This is a genomic window from Agromyces sp. NSFZ, assembly GCF_056156205.1.
Window position 1 is genome coordinate 2,596,086 of record NZ_CM149585.1, and the last position, 21,925, is coordinate 2,618,010.

The window sequence follows — 21,925 nt, forward strand, 5'->3', positions numbered from 1 at the left end:
CACCGAGGTGAAACCGTGCTCACATCGCCGGACCGCTGCCGTGCGGTCGAGGGAGCACGAGGTTACGTCGTCGTAACAGCGCCGAAACCGCCCGGTCCTACGCTCGCCTCCAACCGAGCCCCCGGAGGCAGCCATGACCGAGATCCACCACGCCGCGACCCGCGTGCGCGACGTCGTCATCGTCGGCGGCGGGCCCGCGGCGCATCGACTCGCCGACAGCCTGCACGCCCGCGACACCGGACGGAGCCTGCGGGTCACCGTCGTCGGCGAGGAGGTGCACGAACCCTACGACCGGGTCGCCCTCAGCACGAGGCTCGCGGATGGCGCGGCCGACCTCACCCTGCAGCCCTCCTCGATGTGGGCCGACGGGCACATCCGGCTCCTCACGGGCGAGCGCGTCGTCGGCATCGACCGGGACGCCCGCACCGCGACGACCTCGACCGGCCGCGCGCTGCACTGGGACGAGCTCGTGCTCGCCACGGGGTCGAGTGCCCCGGTGCCGGACATCCCGGGCCGCGAGCACGCCCGCGTCTACCGCACCATCGACGACGTCGATGCGCTCGTCGCCGAGACCCGCGCACTGGCGACGCGCCTCGGCCGGCCGGCGCAGGTCGTGGTCGCGGGCGGCGGGCTCCTCGGTCTCGAGGCCGCCGGCGGGCTCGCGAAGCTCGGCGCGCACACCGCCGTGGTGCACTCGGGCGGCTGGCTCATGTCGGCACAGCTCGACGAGGGCGCGGGTCGCGCGCTCGGCCGCATCATCGCAGGGCAGGGCATCGGCCTGCACCTCGGCACCCGTCCGGCCGAGGTCGTCGTGGAGGACGACGCCGTCGTGGCCGTCCAGCTCACGAACGGCCGCCTCATCGCCTGCGATCTCATCGTCTTCGCGATCGGGATCTCACCACGCGACGAGCTCGCGCGCGACCTCGGGCTCGAGCTCGGCCCGCGCGGCGGCGTCGCCATCGACACGTCGTGCGCGGCATCCGCCCCGCACATCTGGGCCATCGGCGAGGTCGCGAGCTTCGAGGGCCGCTGCACGGGTCTCGTCGCGCCGGCCAATGCGATGGCCGAGGTCGTCGCCGACCGCCTGCTCGGCGGTGCGGCGGAGTTCACCACCGTCGACGACGCGACGAAGCTCAAGCTCTCGGGCGTCGACGTGGCGAGCTTCGGCGACGCGCTCGCGCGCACCGAGCAGGCGCTCGAGATCGTGTACGCCGACCCGGCGCGCGGCCTCTACCAGAAGCTCGTCGTCACCGACGACGCGACGACGCTGCTCGGCGGCATCTTCGTGGGCGACGCGTCGCCGTATGCGTCGCTGCGACCGCTCCTCGGCACGCAGCTCTCGGCCGAGCCCGCCGCCTACCTGTCGGCGTCGGGCATGGAGGCACCCGCTGGGGACGAGCTGCCCGCGGCGGCACTCGTCTGCGCGTGCAACAACGTGGCGGCCGGCACGATCCGCGACGCCGTGAACGGCCCGCACGGTGCGCACGACGAGGGCTGCACCGAACTCGGCGCGGTGAAGGCGTGCACGCGCGCCGGCACCCAGTGCGGCTCCTGTGTGCCGCTCGTGAAGAAGCTGCTCGAGTCCGAGCTGAAGAAGGCGGGCGTCACGCCGTCGCGGGCCCTCTGCGAGCACTTCGCCATCTCCCGGCAGGAGCTGTTCGAGTCGATCCGCGTGCTCGAGCTGACCTCCTTCGACGACATCATCGCCCGCCTCGGCACGGGTCGCGGCTGCGACGTGTGCAAGCCCGTCATCGGGTCGATCCTCGCGACCCAGCAGGGCTCCTACATCCTCGACGGCGGCCGCGGCGGCCTGCAGGACACCAACGACCGGGCCATGGCGAACATGCAGAAGGACGGCACCTACTCGGTCGTCCCGCGCATCCCGGCGGGCGAGATCACGCCGCAGAAGCTGGCGGTGATCGCCGAGGTCGCCACCGACTTCGGCCTGTACACGAAGATCACGGGCGGCCAGCGCATCGACCTGTTCGGCGCCCGCCTCGACCAGCTCCCCGAGATCTGGCGGCGGCTCGTCGAGGCCGGCTTCGAGTCGGGGCAGGCGTACGGCAAGGCCCTCCGCAACGTGAAGAGCTGCGTCGGCTCCACGTGGTGCCGGTACGGCGTGCAGGACTCGGTCGCGATGGCCGTGCAGCTCGAGCTGCGCTACCGGGGCCTGCGTTCGCCGCACAAGCTGAAGTTCGGCGTCTCGGGGTGCGCGCGCGAGTGCGCCGAGGCCCGCGGCAAGGACGTCGGCGTCATTGCGACCGAGCAGGGCTGGAACCTCTACGTCGGCGGCAACGGCGGCTTCCAGCCGGCGCACGCCCAACTCCTCGCGAGCGACCTCGACGACGAGACCCTGCTCCGCTACATCGACCGCTACCTCATGTACTACATCCGCACGGCCGACCGCCTGCAGCGCACCGCGCGCTGGATGGAGGATCTCGAGGGCGGCCTCGACCACGTGCGCGACGTCGTCGTGCACGACTCGCTCGGCCTCGCCGAGGAGCTCGAGCAGGCCGTGGCCCGGCACGTCGACACCTACGAGGACGAGTGGACGGCGACCCTCGCCGACCCCGAGCGACTGCGCCGCTTCCGATCGTTCGTGAACGCCCCGAACGCGCCCGACCCGTCGATCGCGCGAGTGCCCGACCGACGCGGGCAGTTCCGGCCGGCGACCCCCGAGGAACGCGCACGCGGCGAGGCGGTGCTCGTCGCCGGCCCGTCGATCCCCGTGCGGGGAGCCGACGCATGACGGGCCGGGCGAACCGGGGCCGGGTCGCACTCGTGGGCGGCGGCCCGGGCCGCGAGGACCTCCTGACGGTCGCCGCCGTGCGTGCGCTCGCCGAGGCCGACGTGGTGCTCTACGACCGCCTCGCCCCGCACGACCGGCTGGCCGAGCTCGCGCCCGGCGCCGAACTCGTCGACGTGGGCAAGCGCCCCGGCCACCACGCGGTGCCGCAGTCGGAGATCGAGGCGCTCCTCGTCGAGCACGCCCTCGCCGGGCGGCACGTCGTGCGCCTGAAGGGCGGCGACCCGTACGTGCTCGGCCGAGGCAGCGAGGAGGTGCTCGCCTGCCACGCCGCGGGCGTGCCGGTCGAGGTGATCCCCGGCGTCACGAGCGCGGTGGCCGTGCCTGGCGCCGCCGGCATCCCGCTCACGCATCGGGGTGTCAGCCACCTGTTCACGGTCGTCTCGGGCCACGCACCGCTCACCGAGGACGAGCTCGCGCACCTCGCCGGACTCGGCGGCACCATCGTCGTGCTCATGGGCGTGAACTCGCTCCCGCAGCTCACGGCGGGACTCGCCCGCCACGGCATGCGCGCCCACATGCCGGTCGCGATCGTCGAGCGCGGCTTCAGCGCGGGCCAGCGCACGACGGTCGGCGACCTCGCCGGCATCGTCGTCGTCGCCGGCCGCGCCCGCGTCTCCTCGCCCGCCGTCGTGGTGGTCGGCGAGGTCGTGCGACTCGCCCACGACGGTGACGCGAGCGCCGCCGACCTCATGGCGCGCGCCGCCGGATTCGCGGCGGTGACCACGTGACCGACGTGCTCGAGTGCCCGCCCGGCTTCCGCCCCGACCAGCTCGAGGGCTTCCGCATCGGGGTCACGAGCGACCGGCGCTCCGCCGACCTCATCGACGCGCTCGCCCGACGGGGCGCCCAGGTGCTGCACGCACCCACGCTGCGCATGGCGAACGCCGTCTCCGACGACCCGGTGATCGCCGACACCCGCGCCATCATCGAGGCACGTCCCGACGTGCTCCTCGCGACGACCGCCTACGGCGTCCGCCGGTGGTTCGAGGTGGCGGATGCCGCGGGGCTCGGCGAGGACCTCGTCGACGCGCTCGCCGACACCGCGATCCTCGTGCGCGGGCCGAAGGCCCGCGGAGGCATCCGCGCGGCCGGCCTCACCGACGTCGGCATGAGCGCCGAGGAGACGACCGAGTCGCTCATCGACGAGGTGCTCGCGAGCTACCCGCCCGGCCTCACCGTGGCCGTGCAGCTGCACGGCTTCCTGAACCCGTGGCAGCTCGACCGGCTGCACGAGGCGCACGCCAGGGTGCTCACGGTCGAACCGTACCGCTGGATCGAGACCGACGACGACCGGGTCGACCGGCTCATCGACGCCGCATGCTCCGGCGGCCTCGACGCCGTCACGTTCACGAGCGCCCCCGCCGTGCACGCGCTGTTCAGCGCGGCCGAGGCGCGGGGGCGCTACGACGACCTCGTCGACGCCATGTGCGGCCAGGTGGTCGCAGCGGCCGTGGGCCCCGTGACGGCGGCCCCGCTCCTCGCGGCCGGCATCGAGCCGATCCAGCCGGAGCGGTACCGCATGGGCGCGCTCATCCGCCTGGTGTGCGAGCACCTCGAGTCGACGCGGATCATCCGCCTCGACACCCGGCATGGCCCGCTCGCCCTGCGCGGTTCGGTGGTCGACGTCGACGACCGGCGGGTCGCGCTGGCACCAGTGGCCCTCACGATCCTGCGCACGCTCGTGCAGGCGCGGGGGTCGGTGGTCGGCCGCGACCGGCTCGCCGCCTCGCTCCCCGGCACGAACGACCAGCACGCCCTCGAGGTGGCGCTGAGCCGTCTGCGGCAGACGCTCGGCGTGCCCGGGCTCATCGCCACGGTCGTGAAGCGCGGCTACCGGATCGATGTCTGATCTCGACCTCACACGACGCATCGTGACGGGTGAGCAGGTGGAGACGCAGGGTTTACGACCGGCACGATCCGCGGAAACACCGGCCGCATAGCGTCGCCTGCACGAGCTCCACCCGCGACCGACCCCGGAGGCAACGATGACCGACACGACGAGCACCGCTCCCCCGCACCTCGCCCCCATCACCGTCGAGCCGGCGCCGGCCCTCGCCACGAGGCCCGGACGCTGGATCGACCACTGGAATCCCGAAGACCACGTGCAGTGGGAGGGCCAGGGCCGCGCCATCGCACGCAGGAACCTGCGCTGGTCGATCTTCGCCGAGTTCCTCGGCTTCGTCGTCTGGCAGCTCTGGTCGATCGTCGTCGTCTCGCTGCCGGCCGCCGGCTTCGCCTTCGACACGGGCCAGGTGTTCTGGCTCATCTCGATCCCGGCGCTCGTCGGTGCCACGCTCCGCATCCCGTACACCTTCATGGTGCCGCGGTTCGGCGGCCGGAACTGGACGATCGTCTCGGCGGGGCTGCTCCTCATCCCCGCGACCGGCCTCGGCATCGTGGTCTCGAACCCCGAGACGCCGTTCCCGGTGATGCTCGCGATCGCGGCCCTCGCCGGCTTCGGCGGCGGCAACTTCGCGAGCTCGATGGCGAACATCACGTTCTTCTATCCGCAGCGGGAGAAGGGCTGGGCGCTCGGCCTCAACGCGGCCGGCGGCAATCTCGGTGCCTCGGTGGCGCAGTTCGTGGTGCCCATCGTGATCACGGTCGGCGCGGCGGCGACCCTGAACCTCCCGCTCGCGGGCTGGGTCTGGATCCCGTTCATCCTGCTCGCGATGTTCGGCGCGTACCGGTACATGGACAACCTCTCGAGCGCGAAGGCGGATGTCGCGGCATCCCTCGCGGCACTGCGCGAGCCGCACCTCTGGGTGCTCGCCGTGCTCTACATCGGCACCTTCGGCTCGTTCATCGGGTTCGCAGGGGTGTTCCCGAAGCTCATCGCCGACCAGTTCCCCGACTTCTCCACGTTCGCGGTGGGCTCCGCCTCGATCTCGCTCGCGTTCATGGGTGCGCTCGTCGGCTCCCTGGCGCGGCCGTTCGGCGGGAGGCTCGCCGACCGCTTCGGGGGTGCGGCGATCACGATCGCCTCGTTCGCGGTCATGGCGATCGGCGCGCTCGCGGTCATCTGGACGCTCCCGATGGGCGACTTCTGGATCTTCCTCGGCCTGTTCCTGCTGCTCTTCACGGCCTCCGGCGTGGGCAACGGCTCGACCTACCGGATGATCCCGACCGTCTTCGCCCTCAAGGCCGGGGCGACCGATGCGCACCGCACCGCCGGTGACATCAGCTCGCAACGCAAGGCCGCCGCCGCCCTCGGCATCATCTCGGCGATCGGCGCGTACGGCGGCTTCGCGATCCCGCAGCTGCTCGGACTCTCGAAGACCACGTTCGGCGACTACACGACTGGCCTCGGCTGGTTCGTCTGGGCGTACGCCGGGATGCTCGTGCTCACGGCCGTCGTCTACGTCTTCGGCGCCCGCCGCGCCGGCACGCGGATCTGAGGAGCCGGGAGTGAGCGCCGTCAGCGAAACGCACTGCCCGTACTGCGCCCTCCAGTGCGCCATGACGCTGACGCCGACGGCGCTCCCGATCCCTGAGCCGGTCCCGGTCCCCGAGCTCGTCGAAGGGACTCCGGATGCCTCGACCGCTCCGGTCTCGGTCGGCGGTCGCGACTTCCCGACCAACCGCGGCGGACTGTGCAAGAAGGGCTGGACGTCGGCGGAGCTGCTCCGCGCGCCGTCGCGGCTGACCGCTCCCCTGGTGCGTGGCGCCGACGGCGTGTTGCACGAGACGAGCTGGGACGACGCGCTCGACCTCGTCGCGGCCCGGCTCCGCGGCATCCGCTCGCAGCACGGTGCCGACGCCGTCGGCGTCTTCGGCGGCGGGGGGCTCACGAACGAGAAGGCGTACCTGCTCGGCAAGTTCGCCCGGCTCGCCCTCGGCACGAGCCGCATCGACTACAACGGGCGGTACTGCATGTCGTCGGCCGCCGCGGCCGGCAACCGCGCGTTCGGCGTCGACCGTGGGCTGCCGTTCCCGCTCGAGGATCTCGACGGGGCGTCGACGATCCTCCTCCTCGGCAGCAACGTGGCCGAGACGATGCCGCCGTTCATCGGACACCTGACGGGCGCACAGGCCGCGGGCGGACTCGTGGTCGTCGACCCGCGACGCACGCCGACGGCGCGGCTCACCGACGACGGTCGCGGCCTGCACGTGCAGCCCGCGCCCGGCACCGACCTCGCACTCCTCCTCGGCCTCGCGCACGTGGTGATCGCCGAGCGGCTCCTCGACGCCGAGTACGTCGCCGAACGCACGATCGGGATCGATCCCCTGCGCCGGAGCGTCGCATCGTGGTGGCCGGAGCGCGTGCAGTCGGTCACGGGCGTGCCCGCGACGACCGTGCGGCGCCTCGCCCGCCGGCTCGCCGCCGGCGGCAACACGTTCATCCTCACCGGCCGCGGCGTGGAGCAGCACGTCGACGGCACCGACACCGCGACCGCCGCCATCAACCTCGCGCTGCTCCTCGGCCTGCCCGGGCGCCCCGGCAGCGGGTACGGCACCCTGACGGGCCAGGGCAACGGCCAGGGTGGCCGGGAGCACGGCCAGAAATGCGACCAGCTGCCCGGCTACCGCAAGATCACCGACCCCGATGCCCGCGCGCACGTCGCCCGGGTCTGGGGCGTCGAGCCCGCCGAGATCCCGGGTCCCGGCATCCCGGCCGTCGAGTTGCTGCAGTCGCTCGGCACGCCGGGCGGCGTGCGGGCCCTGCTCGTGCACGGCTCGAACCTCGTCGTGTCGTCGCCGAACGTCGCGGCCGTGCGCGCGGGTCTCTCGAGGCTCGAGCTCCTCGTGGTGTGCGACTTCCTCCCATCCGAGACGGCTGCGCTGGCCGATGTCGTGCTGCCCGTGACCCAGTGGGCCGAGGAGGAGGGCACCATGACGAACCTCGAGGGCAGGGTCATCCGTCGCCGGCGCGCGATCGCCCCGCCCCCTGGAGTCCGCGACGAACTGCGGGTGCTCGCCGATCTCGCTCGGCGCCTCGAGTGCACCGCCGCCTTCGACACCGACCCCGCGGCCGTCTTCGAGGAGCTTCGCCTCGCCTCCGAGGGCGGGATCGCCGATTACTCGGGCATCGACTACGCGCTGCTCGACCGCGGTGAGGCGGCCTACTGGCCGTATCCGCGAGGCAGCACGGGAACACCCAGGCTCTTCGCCGACCGCTTCGCCCACCCCGACGGCCGCGCACGGCTCGTCTCGGTGTCGGCGCGCGAGTCGTCACGGTCGCGCCAGGACCCGCCCGGCGACGGCGAGCTCACGCTGCTCACCGGACGGATCCTCGAGCACTACCAGAGCGGAGCCCAGACCCGACGCGTCCCCGAGCTCGACGCGGCACGGCCAGAGGCGGTCGCGTCGATGCATCCGTCGACGGCCGAGCGCCTCGGCATCGACGACGGCGAACGCATCGAGCTCGCCAATGCTCGGGGCACGGTGCACTGCCGGGTGCGGCTGACCGCCGACATCCGGCCCGACGCCGTGTTCCTCCCGTTCCACTACGGCGACCGGCAGGCCGCGAACCTCCTCACGAGCGACGCCGTGGACCCCTTGTCGTCGATGCCCGAGTTCAAGACCAACGTCGTGCGCGCCAGGCGCCTCGTGGAAGCCGGAGTCCTCGTATGAGCGCTGCCCTCAGGATCGTCCTCGTCGGCTACGGCCCAGTCGGCGCACGCTTCGTCGAGGAACTGCTGCCGTCGGTCGCGTCGGGGGCCGTCGCCCTGACCGTCGTCGCCGGCGAGGACGTCGAAGCCTACAACCGCGTGCTCGTGGCCGAGTACGCCGTGGGAAACACCGAGCGCGAGGCGATGCTCGTCGGCGACCGCGCCACCGCCGAGGCCGCCGGCGCGCGCGTCCTGCTCGGGGTCGCAGCGGTCGCGATCGACCGGGAGCGTCGCACCGTGCTCCTCAACACCGGTGAGGAGGTGCCGTACGACCGCCTGGTGCTGGCCACCGGTTCCCGTGCGAACGTGCCGACGCTCGAGGGCATCGAGCGGCACCGACGCGACCTCGCCGCGCTCGAGAAGTACGGCGACCGGCTGGTGGCACGCGACGACGCGTTGCCCGAGGGTGTCACGGCGCTCCGAGACCTCGCCGACGCCGAACGTGTGCTCGAGGCGGTGCGCGGGCGCCGTCGCATCATCGTGCTCGGCGCAGGCGTGCTCGGGCTCGAGCTCGCCCTGGCCGCGGCGCACGCGGGCGTGCAGGTGTGCGTCGTGCACCACGGACCGCATCCCATGCCACGCAACCTCGACCGCGGCGCGGGCCACGTGCTGCGCGCGGCGCTGCGGCGCACGGGCGTCACGGTCGTCGCGAACAGCCGGGCCGAGGCCGTCGGCTTCCGCACCGACGAGGGCGCCCGCCGATTCGACGTGCTCGTCACGGCCGACGGCAAGCAGTTGCGCGGCGACCTCCTCGTGCTCTCGTGCGGGGTGAGTCCGCGCAACGAGCTCGCCACCCTCGCGGGCCTCCGCACCGCGGTCGGCGTCGTCGTCGATCGGGGGCTGCGCAGCTGGAGCGACCCGAACGTGTACGCGATCGGCGACTGCGCGCAGGTCGTCGAGCGCACCGACGAGCTCGTCGGGCAGCGCGTGCTGCCCGGCGCGCCGTCCGGGCTCATCGGGCCCGGCTGGCGCCAGGCCGCCTGGCTCGCCGCGCGGTTCACGGCGGAGCCGGCCGGTACGACGACGGATGCCTCGGTGCCGCCCGAGCGGGATCCGATCGTGATGCTCAAGGCCGAGCACGTCGACGTCGTGGCGGTGGGCGACGTCTCGGCCGACCCGTTCACGGACGACGTCGTGGCGCCGGCGAGGCGTGTCTCGCAGTGGGCGGACCCCGAGCACCTCCGGTACGTGAAGATGGTCACCGAGGACGGCCGGCTCACTGGGTTCGTGAGCGTCGGCATGCCGCGCACGGCCGCCGAGCTGACCCTGCTCTTCGAGCGACGTGGCGAACTTCCCGCCGATCGCTCGCTCCTGCTGCGGTTCGACGGCCCCGACGACGACCCGAGCGAGCGCGCCGACGCGTTCTCGCCGTCGGCGACGGTCTGCTGGTGCAACGGCGTCACGGTCGGCCGCATCGAGGAGTCGGCCGCGGGCGGCAACACGACCATCGAGTGCATCGGCCGCGACACGCGAGCGGGCACCGGCTGCGGCGGCTGCAAGGGCCGCATCGCCGACGTGCTGGCGCGGGCGGCCGAGGCCGATGGGACGCCGAGCCTCACGGCCTGAGGCGTACCGCCGCACCGTACCGCGGCACGGCAGGCGCACCGCGGCACCGATCCGCGGTCAGGCCCGCTCTCGGCTGCCGGCGTCGGCGGTGTCGTACCGCTCGAGCACGAGCTCGACGAGCTCGGTCGCGGCGGGCTCGTCGGGCAGCAGCAGGGGGTCGGCGACGGCATCGGCGCCGGCGGCAGCCGCCGCGTCGTAGAAGGTGCCCGGCGCGAGCAGGTACGGCCCCACCACGACGCGTGACCCGGGGTGCACCTCGCGGATCATCTCGATCGCGTCGGGCAACCGCGGGATGGCGGCGGCGATGAAGCCGACGGTGACGGATCGACCCAGGCGCTGCCCGAGTCGCCTCGCGGTCTCGAAGCACTCCCGTACGGCCCGCGGGTCGTTGGAGCCTGCGGCGGCGAGGAGCACGGCGTCGCCGTCGACGAGGCCGAGGCGATCGAGTCGCGCCACGAGCACCTCGACGATCCGGTCGTCCGGCCCCAGCTCCGCCGCGAGCTGCGCGCCGCCGCCGAGGCGGTCGAGTCCGAGCGAGAGACCGGTGCGCACGTGGAATCCCGCCGAGAGCACGAGGGGCACGATGACCGCGTCGGGCTCGGAATCGGCGGCGAGGGCGGCCGCGACATCCGCGTTCGCGGCATCCACGAAGCTGATCGAGACGTCGAGGTCCGGGCGCTCGGACGCCACCCCGTCGACGAGGCGGATCACGGCCTCGCGGTTCGCCCCCGACGGAGCGCCGTGCGTGACGGCGACGAGACGGAGCGGATGGGCGCCGAGATGGTCCGCCGGGACGCCCGCACCACTCGACCCGACCATCTCCGAACCCGCGCTTTCCGGCGGAATCCGGTCTCACCCGCCGGGTTCGACGCTATGCACGGCGTGTTTCGCGAACCGCACCCGGGTGTTTCCGGCAGGTGAAGAGTGCCTCACGCGGAGGCGTCAGCGGGTGCGTCGCCGAGCAGTTCCGGCCGCACCTTGGCGGTGCGCTCGACCTGCTGCTCGTGGCGCCACGCGGCGACGTTGCCGTGGTGGCCCGAGAGCAGTACCGGTGGCACCTCGAGTCCGCGCCAGACGGCGGGCTTCGTGTAGCTCGGGTACTCGAGCAGTCCGTCCTCGTGGGATTCCTCGACGAGGCTCTCGGGGTTGCCGACCACGCCGGGCACGAGTCGCCCCGCGGCCTCGATCATGGCCATGACGGCGACCTCGCCGCCGTTCAGCACGTAGTCGCCGAGGCTGATGAGGCGGACGCGCATGCGCGTGGCGTAGTGGTCGACGACGCGCTGGTCGATGCCCTCGTATCGACCGCATGCGAACACGAGGTGCTCCTCGGCGGCGAGCTCGCGGGCGATGGCCTGCGTGAACGGCTCGCCGGCCGGCGAGGGCACGACGAGCAGGGCGTCGGATGCCCCGTCGCCGACGATCGAGTCGAGGGCCTCGCCCCACGGCTCGGGCTTCATGACCATGCCGGCGCCGCCCCCGTAGGGCGTGTCGTCGACGGTGCGGTGCCGGTCGTGGGTGAAGTCGCGGAGGTCGTGCGTGGCCACCTCGATGAGACCCGTCTGCCTGGCTCTGCCGAGCAGCGAGAGGTCGAGCACGTCGAAGAACGACGGGAAGATCGTGACGATGTCGATCCGCATGCGAGCGACCTACTCGGCGGCGTCGGACGGCTGCGCCGGCTCGCCCGCGGGTTCGGGCTCCGCCCCCGCCTCCTGCTCCGGCTCCGGCTCGGGCAGTTCCTCGAAGAGTCCGGCCGGGGGCGTGACGGTCACGGTGCCGGCGGCCAGGTCGACCTCGGGGACGATCGCCTGCACGAAGGGCACCATGACCTCGCCGGTGCGCGTCTTCACGATGAGGAGGTCCTGTGCGGGGAGGTGCTCGACGTGGCGGACCTCGCCGACCCTCTCGCCGTCGCGGAGCACGGCGAGGCCGATGAGCTGGTGGTCGTACCAGGCATCGGGTTCGGGTTCCTCCTGGTCGACGTGGTCGACCCAGAGGATCGCCTTCACGAGGCTCTCGGCCGCCGTGCGGTCGTCGACGCCCTCGAAGAACCCGACGGGGTGCCCGTTGTACCACCGGAGCTCGCGGAGCTTCAGGTGCTTGCCGTGCCACGGCGAATCGGCCGGCACCTGCAGCGAGAACTCGGCGCCCGGCACGAAGCGGCGCTCGGGGTCGTCGGTGTAGAGCTCGAGCTTGAGGGCGCCCTTCAGGCCGTGCGCCTTCGTGAGGCGGCCGACCCGGAGCTGCGTTCGGGCTGCGGCGCTCACGTCAGTCGTCGGTGTCGACGACGTCGACGCGGACGCGTCGGCCGTCGGCGAGTGCGGTCACGAGGGTGCGGAGGGCCTTGGCCGTGCGGCCGGCACGACCGATGACGCGACCGAGGTCCTCGGGGTTCACGTGAACCTCGAGGACCTCGCCGCGTGCGCTCGACGCTGCGACGACCTTCACGTCGTCAGGGTGATCGACGATCCCCTTGACGAGGTGTTCGAGCGCGGACTGGAGCAAGGCCTACGCCTCGTCCGTCGCGGTCTCGTCGGCAGTGGTCTCGTCGGCAGGCGCCTCGGTCTTCGCCGGCTTCTCGGCCTTGGGCTTCAGCACGGGCTTCTTCGCCTCGTCGGCGACGAACGCCGTCTTGGGCTCGGCGACCTGGACCTTCGAGGTGGCGTTCTTGTCGCCCTTGAACTTGCCCCAGTCACCCGTGAGCTTGAGGATCGCGGCGACCTGCTCGGTCGGCTGGGCGCCGACCGAGAGCCAGTACTGGGCGCGGTCGGAGTCGACCTCGATGAACGACGGGTTCTCGGTGGGGTGGTACTTGCCGATCTCCTCGATCACGCGACCGTCGCGCTTGGTGCGCGAGTCGGCGACGACGATGCGGTAGTACGGCGCACGGATCTTGCCGAGGCGCTTGAGACGGATCTTGACAGCCACAATTCTCCTGATGATGTGATGAGGTTGGCGAACTGACAGCCGTGAGCGTGGGGTGCACACTCGGCGGAAGCTCTACAGTGTTCTGCGCGCCGGATAGAGGGTCGGGCGGTACAGAACTCGACTGACCATTCTTGCAGATAACGCGTCGTAAGGATAATCGCCGGGGTCGCGTGCCAAGATGGGCCGACAACGATGCGTCCGCCGTCCGAGGGGGTTCTCGCATGGAGATCGAGTTCGCGAGGTCGCCGCGGTCCACGGTGGGCCTCGAGTGGGAGGTCGCGATCGTCGACCGGGCCACCGGGGAGCTCGCGTCGATCGGCGATCGGGTGCTCGAGGTGCTCGACGCGAGGAGCGAGGGCGGGCGGCATCCGTCGATCACCTCGGAGCTGCTGACCAACACGGTCGAGCTCGTGAGCGGGGTGCACGAGCACGTCGCGGGCGCCGTCGTCGACCTCGAGGGGCAGCTCGCCGAGGTACGGAGGGTGATCGACGAACTCGGCGAGTACGAACTCATCTGCAGCGGCTCCCACCCGTACAGCCAGTGGTACGACCAGCACCTCACCGACAAGCCCCGGTACCACAAGCTCATCGATCGCACCCGCTGGTGGGGGCGCAACATGATGATCTGGGGCGTGCACGTGCACGTCGGCATCGAGGACCGCGACAAGGCGCTGCCGATCGTCGACGGGCTGCTCGCCTACCTCCCCCACCTGCAGGCGCTCTCGGCGTCGAGCCCGTTCTGGGCGGGTGTCGAGACCGGCTACGCCTCGAATCGGGCGCTCATGTTCCAGCAGTTGCCGACGGCGGGCCTGCCGTACCCGCTCGCCGACTGGCCCGCGTACGAGCGCTTCGTCGACGACCTCGTGCGCACCGGGGTCATCGAGGACCACACCGAGGTGCGCTGGGACATCCGGCCGTCCCCGCGCTGGGGCACCGTCGAGGTGCGGGTCTGCGACGGCGTCTCGACGGCATGGGAGATCGCGGCGATCGGCGCGCTCGTGCAGTGCCTCGTGGAGTGGATGTCGACCAGGCTCGACGAGGGCGGCACGCTCACGGTGCTGCAGCCCTGGTACGTGCGCGAGAACAAGTGGCGGGCCGCGCGCTACGGCATGGACGCCGAGATCATCACGGATGTCGCGGGCACCGAGCGGCTCGTGACCGACGACCTGCACGACCTCATCACGACGCTCGTGCCGATCTCGCTCCGGCTCGGGTGCGCCGCCGAGCTGCAGCAGCTGCGCACGATGCTCGACGGCGGCGCGAGCTACCAGCGCCAGCTGCGGGTCGCCGAGGCGGCCGGCGGCGACCTCACGGCCGTCGTCGCGCACCTCTCGCGTGAGCTGCGCGAGGGACTCAGCCCGGGATCGCCCGGGCCCGGATGAGCCGCGAGTACCACTTGGCGCTGTCTTTCGGCAGCCGCTCGAACGTGTCGTAGTCGACGCGCACGATGCCGAACCGCTTGGAGTAGCCGAAGCTCCACTCGAAGTTGTCGAGCAGCGACCACACTTGGTAACCGCGCAGGTCGACGCCGCGCGCCATCGCGCGGTGGGCGGCCGTGAAGTGCCGCTGGAGGTAGTCGATGCGGTCGAGGTCGTGCACCGCCGGGCCATCGGGCTCCTGCGTGACCACGTCGTCGAAGGCCGCCCCGTTCTCGGTCACCATGAGCGGGAGCGTCGGGTACGCCTCGTGCAGGTGCACGAGGAGGTCCTCGAGTCCCGACGGGTCGATGTTCCAGCCCATCGCGGTGTACGGCCCGGGCTGCAGGAGGAACTCGACGTCCTCCGATCCGGGCCACGGCGTGCCGCCCCGGTCCTGGTGCCCGTCTGCGCGGACGCGAGGTGACACGCCGTCCCACATCTCGACCGTCACCGTCGAGTAGTAGTTCACGCCGAGCAGGTCGATGGGCTGCCGGATGAGCTCGGTGTCACCCGGCCGCACGAACGACCAGTCGGTGATCTTCGCCGTGTCCTGGATGACATCGACCGGGTACTCGCCCTCGAGCAGGGGACCGAGGAAGACGCGGTTCGCGAGCCCGTCGATGCGACGCGCCGCCTCGGGGCCGGTGGGACCCGACGGGCGGATGACGTGCAGGTTGAGCGTGATCGAGTATTCGGGGTCGTTCGTGACGACCTCGCGCAGCGCCGAGATCGCCAGCCCGTGCGCGAGATTCAGGTGATGCACCGCGGCGAGCGCCTTCGCGCCGTCGAGGAGGCCCGGCGCGTGCGCGCCCGAGCCGTAGCCGAGGTAGGCGCTGCACCACGGCTCGTTGAGGGTCGTCCAGAGGGCGACACGATCACCGAGGCGCTCGCCCACGATGCGGGCGTAGTCGGCGAACGCCTCGGCCGTCGCGCGGTTCGTCCAGCCGCCCTCGTCCTCGAGGGCCTGCGGCAGATCCCAATGGTAGAGCGTCGCGATGGGCCGGATGCCGCGGGCGATGAGTCCGTCGACGAGGCGCTCGTAGAACGCCAGGCCCGCCTCGTTGGCCGGCCCCCGTCCGGTGGGCTGGATGCGTGGCCAGGCGATCGAGAACCGGTACGCCTCGAGCCCGAGCTCGACCATGAGGTCGAGGTCCGACTCCATCCGGTGATAGTGGTCGCAGGCCCGGTCGCCGTTGTCGTCGTTCCAGACCATGCCGGGCGTGTGGCTGAAGGTGTCCCAGATCGACGGCCCGCGCCCGTCCTCGTGCACCGCGCCCTCGATCTGGTACGACGCGGTCGCCGAACCGAACAGGAAGTCAGCGGGGAACGCCAGGCCGGAATCGCGGTAGTCGGCGTTGCCGGTCGTCATGGTCGTGCTCCAAGTCGTCGGTGGCGACATCCGCTGCCGCACCGCCTCACTGTAGCGCGCGGGCATGACCGGGCCCGCGGCGCCTGACGCGGCTCAGTACCAGTAGTCTCCGGTGCGTGCGCGGTGTGCGGCGATGAACTCGCCCTCGCCGCGACGCCACGCCTCCGCGCACTCCGCGTGCGAGAGCTGGAAGGCGGGCATGTACTCGAGCACGTCCCGGGCGAAGGCGCTCTTGAAGGTCAGCACGCCCTGGCCCGGTGCGTCCGGCTCGTTCACGGGCGGCACGTGACCGAGGTCGTATCGTGCGATGCCGGCCGTCGCGAGCTCGCGCATGATGGCCCACTGCAGGTACCGCGATGCCATGAGCTGCGGAAGGTCGCGTCGCGAGCCGCCGTCCTTGTACCATGCGCCGTCGCCGAAGAGCGCGACGAACGCCCCCGAGACCACCCGGCCCTCGTGCCGGGCGAAGTACAACCGCCCGCGACCGTCGGCATCGAACGCGCTCCAGACCCGCTCGAGGTACTCGGCGCCACGGAAGAACGCGCCCGAGCGCTCCTCGGTCTCGCGCACGAGCTCGAGCATGCACCGGCGGTTCTCCGCAGTGAGCTCCACGCGCTCGGCGATCACGCCGTGGCGTTCGGCGATGCGGATCTCCGCGCGTGCCCGCTTCTTCATGCCCGCGAGCAGTTCCTCCTCGCCCCGGGAGGTGTCCACGACGACGGCGTGACGGTACTGGGACGCCCGCGTCGGCTGCCAGCCGTTCGCGGCGAAGGCCGCGACGAGCCGCTCGTCGCGGGGCTGGTGCACTTCGATCTTCGTCGCGAACGCCGAGCCGCCGTCGGCACGCAGGCGCTCGGTGATGCGGGCGACTTCGTCGGGGTCGATGCCGCTCACCCGCGGCAGGTGCCGCAACGTGCCGAATCCCTCGGCGTCGCGCTCGTACGACAGCACGGGATGGCTCCGCTCGAGCCCGAGGTCTCGCTCGGAGACCCTCCAGGGCCCGCTCGCGCGGAACCGCGCCCACGTGCTCGACTGCATGAAGTGCGGGAGCGTGTGCGCACCGAGCACCCGGTCGTCCCAACCGACCGCCGTCTGCTGTGCCTGCGCGTTCTGCACCGTTGCCTCCCACCCCGGCATCGTGCGATCTGCCCCCGACGTCGGAAGCGAGCCCTTGGCGCACATCATAGGCGCTGCCCGCGTCGATTCGGGAACCCCCGCCCCGAGACCTGCGACATCGCCGCGCCGTCTGGTCAGCCGGTTGCGGTCGACCTAGGGTGGTCGCATGGGCGATCCGCGACTCGAACTCGATGGCGAGCACGTGCGTGCGCAACTGCTGCCGGGCCGTGGCACGAAGGGGGGCTACTCGCTCCTCGTCGAGGGCATCACGCAGTCGCACGTGAATCCGCGCGACCCCAACGACCTGCAGCTCGAGTACACGCGCATGATCGCGGCGGTGATCGACGGATGCCGCGAGCTCGGCGCTCCGATCAGGGCGCTGCACCTCGGAGCGGGCGCGCTCACGATCCCGCGGTACCTCGGGGCGACCCGGCCGGGGTCCTCGCAGCACGTGGTCGAGCTCCACCGCGAACTGCTCGAGTTCGTGCTCGGAACGCTGCCGCTCGACGACGCCCTCGACCTCACCGTCGAGTACGACGACGGACGCGCGGCGGTCGAGCGTTCGATCCGCGCCGGCGACGGCTACGACCTCGCCGTCGTCGACGTGTTCTCGGGCAGCGTCTCCCCGCGGCACATGTCGACCGCGGAATTCTTCGCGGCGCTCCGCGGGCTCCTCGCGCCCGGCGGGCTCGTCGTCGTCAACACGCTCGCCACGAGCGGCCTCTCGATGAGCCGGGAGGTCGCCGCCACACTCGCCTCCGTCTTCCCCGAGACCGTGGCGCTCGCCGCGCCGCCGGTCGTGGCCGATGAGAGCCTCGGCAACGTCGTGTTCGTGGCATCCGACACTCCCTTCGATGCCGACGCCATGGCACGAGGAGCGAGCGACGGCCCACGCCCGATCGCCCTGCTCCGCGGCACGTCCTACGACGATTTCGTCGCGGGCGCGCAGGCCCGCCACGACGGCGACGCCGCAGCCTGACGCCATGCGTGATGGCGGCCCGCGGCGTCGGTGGCCGGCAGCGGCGGCAACGGCCGTCGCGCTCGGCGCCGCGGTGCTGGTGCCCCCCGCAGCGGCGCAGCCGAACGATCGCGAGCCCTCGATCGGCCCCGGGCTGGAATGGGTGGCGCACCGCGACAACCCGTTCCGGCAGGGCGACGACCCCGACTTCATCAACTCCGACCTCGCGTTCACCGGCGATCACCTCGTGCAGGGCAACTACGCGGGGTTCTCGGTGTGGGACATCGCGGATCCGACGGCTCCCGAACTGCTCAGCGCCGTCTCCTGTCCCGGCGGGCAGGGCGACATCAGCGCGGTCGGGAACCTCGTCATCGTCTCCATCGACGAGACCATGTCCGACGACTCGTGCCAGGCGGGTCGCGTGCCCGAGACCGAGCCGAACTGGGAGGGTCTCCGCGTCTTCGACCTCGCCGACCCGCGCGATCCCCAGTACGTGGCGGCCGTGCGCACGCGGTGCGGGTCGCATACGCACACGATCGTGCCCGACCCGGCCGGTGCCGACCGCGTCTTCGTCTACGTCAACGCGTACAGCCGCGGTGCCTCCCTCAACTGCACGGGCCGCAATCCGCTGCAGGTCGTCGAGATCCCGTTCGACGATCCGCAGCGCGCGGGCGTCGTGGCCGAGCTCGACCTGTTCGACGACACGACCGCCTTCGGACCCGAGGACCGGGTGGCCGGCGGGGCCGAGACGAGGTCGACGACCGGATGCCACGACATCACCGCGTATCCCGCGAAGGGCCTCGCCGTGGCGGCGTGCCGCGGCGACGGGCTGCTGCTCTCGATCGCCGACCCCCTCGCTCCCGCGGTGCTGCAGCGCGTGCGGGATCCGGCGGTCGCGTTCTGGCACTCGGGCATCTTCGACCACGACGCCACGCGCATCGTGTTCCAGGACGAGCTCGGCGACGGGTTCATCAACACGTGCTCGCCCGCGTTCGGTGCGGACCGCGGCGCCGACGCGGTGTGGCTCGTCGGGCCCGACGGGTTGACCAAGGCCGGCACGTACAAGCTGCCGCGCACACAGTCCGACCTCGAGAAGTGCGTGGCCCACTCGGGTGGCCTCGTGCCGGTCCCCGACCGGTTCATCGTGGCGCAGGCCTGGCTCGAGGGCGGCGTCTCGGTGATCGACTTCAGCGATCCCGCCGCGCCCGTCGAGCTCACGTGGTTCGACCGTCCAGACTACGGCTACTCGATGGACTACACGGCGGGCATCTGGTCGGTGTATCCGTATCGCGGGTACCTCTTCGCCAGCGACATGTACGAGGGCCTCGAGGTCCTGCGCCTCACCGACCCGATGTTCGCCGACGCCGCGCGCTACGACGACAGCGGTCTCAACCCGCAGACGCAGCCCGGCTATGCGTGGGTGTGGCGCGAGGCGCCTGTGGTACCGACGACGGAAGCCGACCGGGCACCGCTCGAGACCCTCACGGTGTCGCCGTCGACCGTCGAGCCGGCCGACACCGCCACGGTGACCGTCGCGCTGCCGCCCGGGTCGCTCGAGCCGGGCGAGACGGCCGATGTCTGGTGGATGCCGGGCCAGGCCGTGCTCGCGACGGTCGCAGCCGGCGCCGACGGGTCGTTGGCCGCGACCGAGGTCACGCTCCCGGGCCCGCTCGAAGCCGGGCGCTACGACCTCGCGGTGCGGGGCGACCGGTCCGCGCCGCGGATCGCGATCGGCACCCTGGAGGTGGCCGATCCCGCCCGAGCGCCGCGCCCGGCATCTGCCGACGGTCGACTGCCGTGGTGGCCGTTCGCCGCGACCGCCGGGCTGCTCCTCGCCGTCGTCGCTGTCGCCGCCGCGGTCCTCGTGCGTCGCCGCCGGGGCGTGTCGTGACCGAGCGGATGCCGCGACCGCCGCGGTCGCGCCGGATCGGGTTCGGCACCGCGGCCTCGGCTGTCTCGACGCTCCTCGCGCTCTCGGCCTGCACCGCCGGATCCGTCGAGCCCACCGCGGCGACCGTGTTCGTCACACCGGCTCCGCCGGGCGGGTCGCCGTCCACCCGCAGCAACGACGCCCCGACCTCCGGCGAGGAGGCCACCGCGGCCGACGTCGCGTTCCTCGAGGCGATGGTCGTGCATCATGAGCAGGCGGTGGAGCTCACGGAACTCGCGGCGTCCCGCGCCGGCGATGAGGAGCTCGCCGACCTCGCGAGTCGCATGCTCGTCACCCAGGCCGCCGAGGCGGCGTCCATGCGCTCCTGGCTCGAGCGGCGTCGAAGCGACGACCTCGGCGGCATCGACCACGACCACGACGTGGCCATGCGCGGCGAGATCAGCCGCTCGACGCTCGACCGCGCCGCGGAACTCGACGGCCGGGCGTTCGACGAGCTCTTCCTCGCCGCCATGGTGCCGCACCATCTCGGGGCCGTCGAGATGGCCGAGGCACGGCTCGCCGAGACCGGCGATCCGGCCGTCGCACGCTGGGCGCGTGCGATCGCGCAGGCTCAGGCGATCGAGGTCGACCGGATGCGCGAGATCGAGGCCCGTCTCACCGAGACCGACGGCTGATCAGCGGCCGAGCATCTTCTGCAGGGCGGCGAGCTCCTCCTCGCTCGGCGCGCCCTTGGCGCGGCCGCCGCCGAGGCCGAAGCCCGACCCTGCCGGTGCCGAAGCCTGGCCGACCGGCGCACCCGACGCGATCGCCGCGTTCTCAGCGGCCCGCTTCGCGGGGTTGCCCGATCGCGAACCCGAACCCGACTTCTTCTTGCCCTTCGCGGCCTGGCGCTTGCCGCCGCCGTAGCCGCCCGCGCCCGGGATGGGACCCATGCCGGGGATCTGCGGAACCCCGCCGCGCGCGACGGTCTTCATCATCTTGGCGGCCTGCTCGAACCGCTGCACGAGCTGGTTCACGTCGGTGACCGTCATGCCGGAGCCCCTCGCGATGCGCAGGCGTCGCGAACCGTTCAGGAGCTTGGGGTTCCGCCGCTCGGACGGGGTCATCGACTGGATGATCGCCTCGGTGCGCACGATCTCGCGCTCGTCGAAGTTCTCGAGCTGCTGCTTCATGCCGCCGGCACCCGGCAGCATGCCGAGCATCTTCTTGATCGAGCCGGCACCGCGGAGCTGCTGCATCTGGGCGAGGAAATCCTCGAGCGTGAACTGCTCGGTCGCGAGCTTCTCGGCGACCTTCAGCGCCTCCTCCTCGTCGAAGGCCTGCTGGGCCTGCTCGATGAGGGTGAGGATGTCGCCGAGGTCGAGGATGCGGCTCGCCATGCGGTCGGGGTGGAACGGTTCGAAGTCGTCGAGGCCCTCACCCGTCGAGGCGAAGATGATCGGCCGGCCGGTGACGGAGGCCACGCTGAGCGCGGCGCCGCCGCGGGCGTCGCCGTCGAGCTTCGACAGCACGACGCCCGTGAAGTCGACGCCGTCCTGGAAGGCCTTCGCGGTGGTGACGGCGTCCTGGCCGATCATCGCGTCGATGACGAACAGCACCTCGTCGGGGTTCGTGGCCCTGCGGATGTCGGCGGCCTGCTTCATCATCTCGGCGTCGACGCCGAGCCGGCCGGCGGTGTCGATGATGACCACATCGTGCTGGGCGCGCGTCGCCTGCTGCATGGCGTCCTTCGCGACCTTCACGGGGTCGCCCACGCCATTGCCGGGTTCGGGCGCGAAGACGGCGACGCCGGCCTGGCCGCCCACGACCTGCAGCTGGTTCACGGCGTTCGGCCGCTGGAGGTCGGCGGCGACGAGCATGGGGGTGTGGCCGTCCTTCACGAGCCACTTCGCGAGCTTGCCCGCGAGGGTCGTCTTACCGGCACCCTGCAGGCCCGCGAGCATGATGACGGTGGGCGGGTTCTTCGCGAACTGCAGGCGGCGCTGCTCACCGCCGAGGATGCCCACGAGCTCCTCGTTCACGATCTGCACGACCTGCTGCGCGGGGTTCAGCGCGCGGTTGACCTCATCGCCGAGCGCACGTTCGCGCACGTGCGCCGTGAACTGCTTGACCACCTCGAGCGCGACGTCGGCGTCGAGCAGCGCGCGGCGGATCTCACGCACGGTGCCGTCGACGTCGGCCGCCGACAGCTTGCCCTTGGTGCGGAGGTTCTTGAAGGTCTCGGCGAGGCGGTCAGACAGGTTTCCGAAGGTAGCCAT

The 21,925-nt window shown here is 72.1% G+C and carries 18 protein-coding genes; 10 read left to right on the top strand and 8 right to left on the bottom strand.

Annotated elements, in window-relative coordinates:
• Positions 1-133 precede the first annotated feature (133 nt).
• The 6 genes from nirB to ACVFI9_RS12240 all read left to right on the top strand — a co-directional run bounded on the left by nirB (position 134) and on the right by ACVFI9_RS12240 (position 9,987).
• On the top strand, positions 134-2,749 hold the full coding sequence (gene nirB / locus ACVFI9_RS12215) for a nitrite reductase large subunit NirB (RefSeq protein ID WP_474762491.1): 2,616 nt from the start codon (positions 134-136) through the stop codon (positions 2,747-2,749).
• Entirely contained in the window at positions 2,746-3,537 is a 792-nt protein-coding gene (gene cobA / locus ACVFI9_RS12220; RefSeq protein WP_474762492.1) for a uroporphyrinogen-III C-methyltransferase, read from the top strand. Before nirB ends, cobA begins: the two co-directional genes overlap by 4 nt.
• A complete protein-coding gene (locus ACVFI9_RS12225) occupies positions 3,534-4,658 on the top strand; it encodes a uroporphyrinogen-III synthase (protein ID WP_474762493.1) in 1,125 nt (374 codons plus the stop codon). The genes cobA and ACVFI9_RS12225 overlap by 4 nt, the downstream gene beginning before the upstream one ends.
• 136 nt (positions 4,659-4,794) lie before the next feature.
• Entirely contained in the window at positions 4,795-6,207 is a 1,413-nt protein-coding gene (locus ACVFI9_RS12230; protein WP_474762494.1) for an MFS transporter, read from the top strand.
• Positions 6,208-6,217: 10 nt separating this feature from the next.
• On the top strand, positions 6,218-8,383 hold the full coding sequence (locus ACVFI9_RS12235) for a molybdopterin oxidoreductase family protein (protein WP_474762495.1): 2,166 nt from the start codon (positions 6,218-6,220) through the stop codon (positions 8,381-8,383).
• Positions 8,380-9,987 carry an FAD-dependent oxidoreductase gene (locus ACVFI9_RS12240; protein ID WP_474762496.1) on the top strand — a complete coding sequence of 536 codons (1,608 nt, stop codon included), beginning with the start codon at positions 8,380-8,382 and terminating at the stop codon, positions 9,985-9,987. The genes ACVFI9_RS12235 and ACVFI9_RS12240 overlap by 4 nt, the downstream gene beginning before the upstream one ends.
• Positions 9,988-10,044: 57 nt before the next feature.
• On the opposite strand, the gene ACVFI9_RS12245 is transcribed toward ACVFI9_RS12240, so the two are convergent.
• From ACVFI9_RS12245 to rpsP, 5 genes are all read right to left on the bottom strand, one after another.
• Entirely contained in the window at positions 10,045-10,806 is a 762-nt protein-coding gene (locus ACVFI9_RS12245; protein WP_474762497.1) for a sirohydrochlorin chelatase, read from the bottom strand.
• A gap of 110 nt (positions 10,807-10,916) precedes the next feature.
• On the bottom strand, positions 10,917-11,627 hold the full coding sequence (trmD, locus tag ACVFI9_RS12250) for a tRNA (guanosine(37)-N1)-methyltransferase TrmD (protein ID WP_474762498.1): 711 nt from the start codon (positions 11,625-11,627) through the stop codon (positions 10,917-10,919).
• Positions 11,628-11,636: 9 nt separating this feature from the next.
• Complete coding sequence (rimM, locus tag ACVFI9_RS12255; RefSeq protein ID WP_474762499.1) at positions 11,637-12,254, bottom strand: ribosome maturation factor RimM; 618 nt, start codon at positions 12,252-12,254, stop codon at positions 11,637-11,639.
• Position 12,255: 1 nt separating this feature from the next.
• Positions 12,256-12,492 carry an RNA-binding protein gene (locus tag ACVFI9_RS12260; RefSeq protein ID WP_136709415.1) on the bottom strand — a complete coding sequence of 79 codons (237 nt, stop codon included), beginning with the start codon at positions 12,490-12,492 and terminating at the stop codon, positions 12,256-12,258.
• Positions 12,493-12,495: 3 nt separating this feature from the next.
• Positions 12,496-12,915: a 30S ribosomal protein S16 gene (gene rpsP, locus ACVFI9_RS12265; RefSeq protein WP_474762500.1), complete on the bottom strand. Its 420-nt coding sequence runs from the start codon at positions 12,913-12,915 to the stop codon at positions 12,496-12,498.
• A gap of 221 nt (positions 12,916-13,136) precedes the next feature.
• Between rpsP and ACVFI9_RS12270 the strand changes: the two genes are divergently transcribed.
• Positions 13,137-14,297 (top strand): glutamate--cysteine ligase, encoded by a 1,161-nt coding sequence (locus ACVFI9_RS12270; RefSeq protein WP_474762501.1) that lies wholly within the window; start codon positions 13,137-13,139, stop codon positions 14,295-14,297.
• Here the strand turns inward: ACVFI9_RS12270 and ACVFI9_RS12275 are convergent.
• Positions 14,269-15,702 carry a GH1 family beta-glucosidase gene (locus ACVFI9_RS12275; protein ID WP_474762502.1) on the bottom strand — a complete coding sequence of 478 codons (1,434 nt, stop codon included), beginning with the start codon at positions 15,700-15,702 and terminating at the stop codon, positions 14,269-14,271. The two genes, ACVFI9_RS12270 and ACVFI9_RS12275, sit on opposite strands and share 29 nt — an antisense overlap.
• Positions 15,703-15,795: 93 nt before the next feature.
• Positions 15,796-16,818, bottom strand: a complete 1,023-nt coding sequence (locus tag ACVFI9_RS12280) for a lipid II:glycine glycyltransferase FemX (RefSeq protein ID WP_474762503.1) — start codon at positions 16,816-16,818, stop codon at positions 15,796-15,798.
• A gap of 166 nt (positions 16,819-16,984) precedes the next feature.
• Between ACVFI9_RS12280 and ACVFI9_RS12285 the strand changes: the two genes are divergently transcribed.
• Genes ACVFI9_RS12285 through ACVFI9_RS12295 form a run of 3 tightly spaced genes read left to right on the top strand, consistent with a single transcriptional unit; the run spans position 16,985 to position 20,341 of the window.
• Complete coding sequence (locus ACVFI9_RS12285; protein WP_474762504.1) at positions 16,985-17,797, top strand: spermidine synthase; 813 nt, start codon at positions 16,985-16,987, stop codon at positions 17,795-17,797.
• A gap of 4 nt (positions 17,798-17,801) precedes the next feature.
• Positions 17,802-19,667 carry an LVIVD repeat-containing protein gene (locus tag ACVFI9_RS12290; RefSeq protein ID WP_474762505.1) on the top strand — a complete coding sequence of 622 codons (1,866 nt, stop codon included), beginning with the start codon at positions 17,802-17,804 and terminating at the stop codon, positions 19,665-19,667.
• The gene (locus ACVFI9_RS12295) at positions 19,664-20,341 is read left to right on the top strand and encodes a DUF305 domain-containing protein (RefSeq protein WP_474762506.1); all 678 of its coding nucleotides are present in this window, start codon (positions 19,664-19,666) and stop codon (positions 20,339-20,341) included. The genes ACVFI9_RS12290 and ACVFI9_RS12295 overlap by 4 nt, the downstream gene beginning before the upstream one ends.
• On the opposite strand, the gene ffh is transcribed toward ACVFI9_RS12295, so the two are convergent.
• Positions 20,342-21,925, bottom strand: a complete 1,584-nt coding sequence (gene ffh, locus ACVFI9_RS12300; protein ID WP_474762507.1) for a signal recognition particle protein — start codon at positions 21,923-21,925, stop codon at positions 20,342-20,344. It abuts the gene before it with no gap.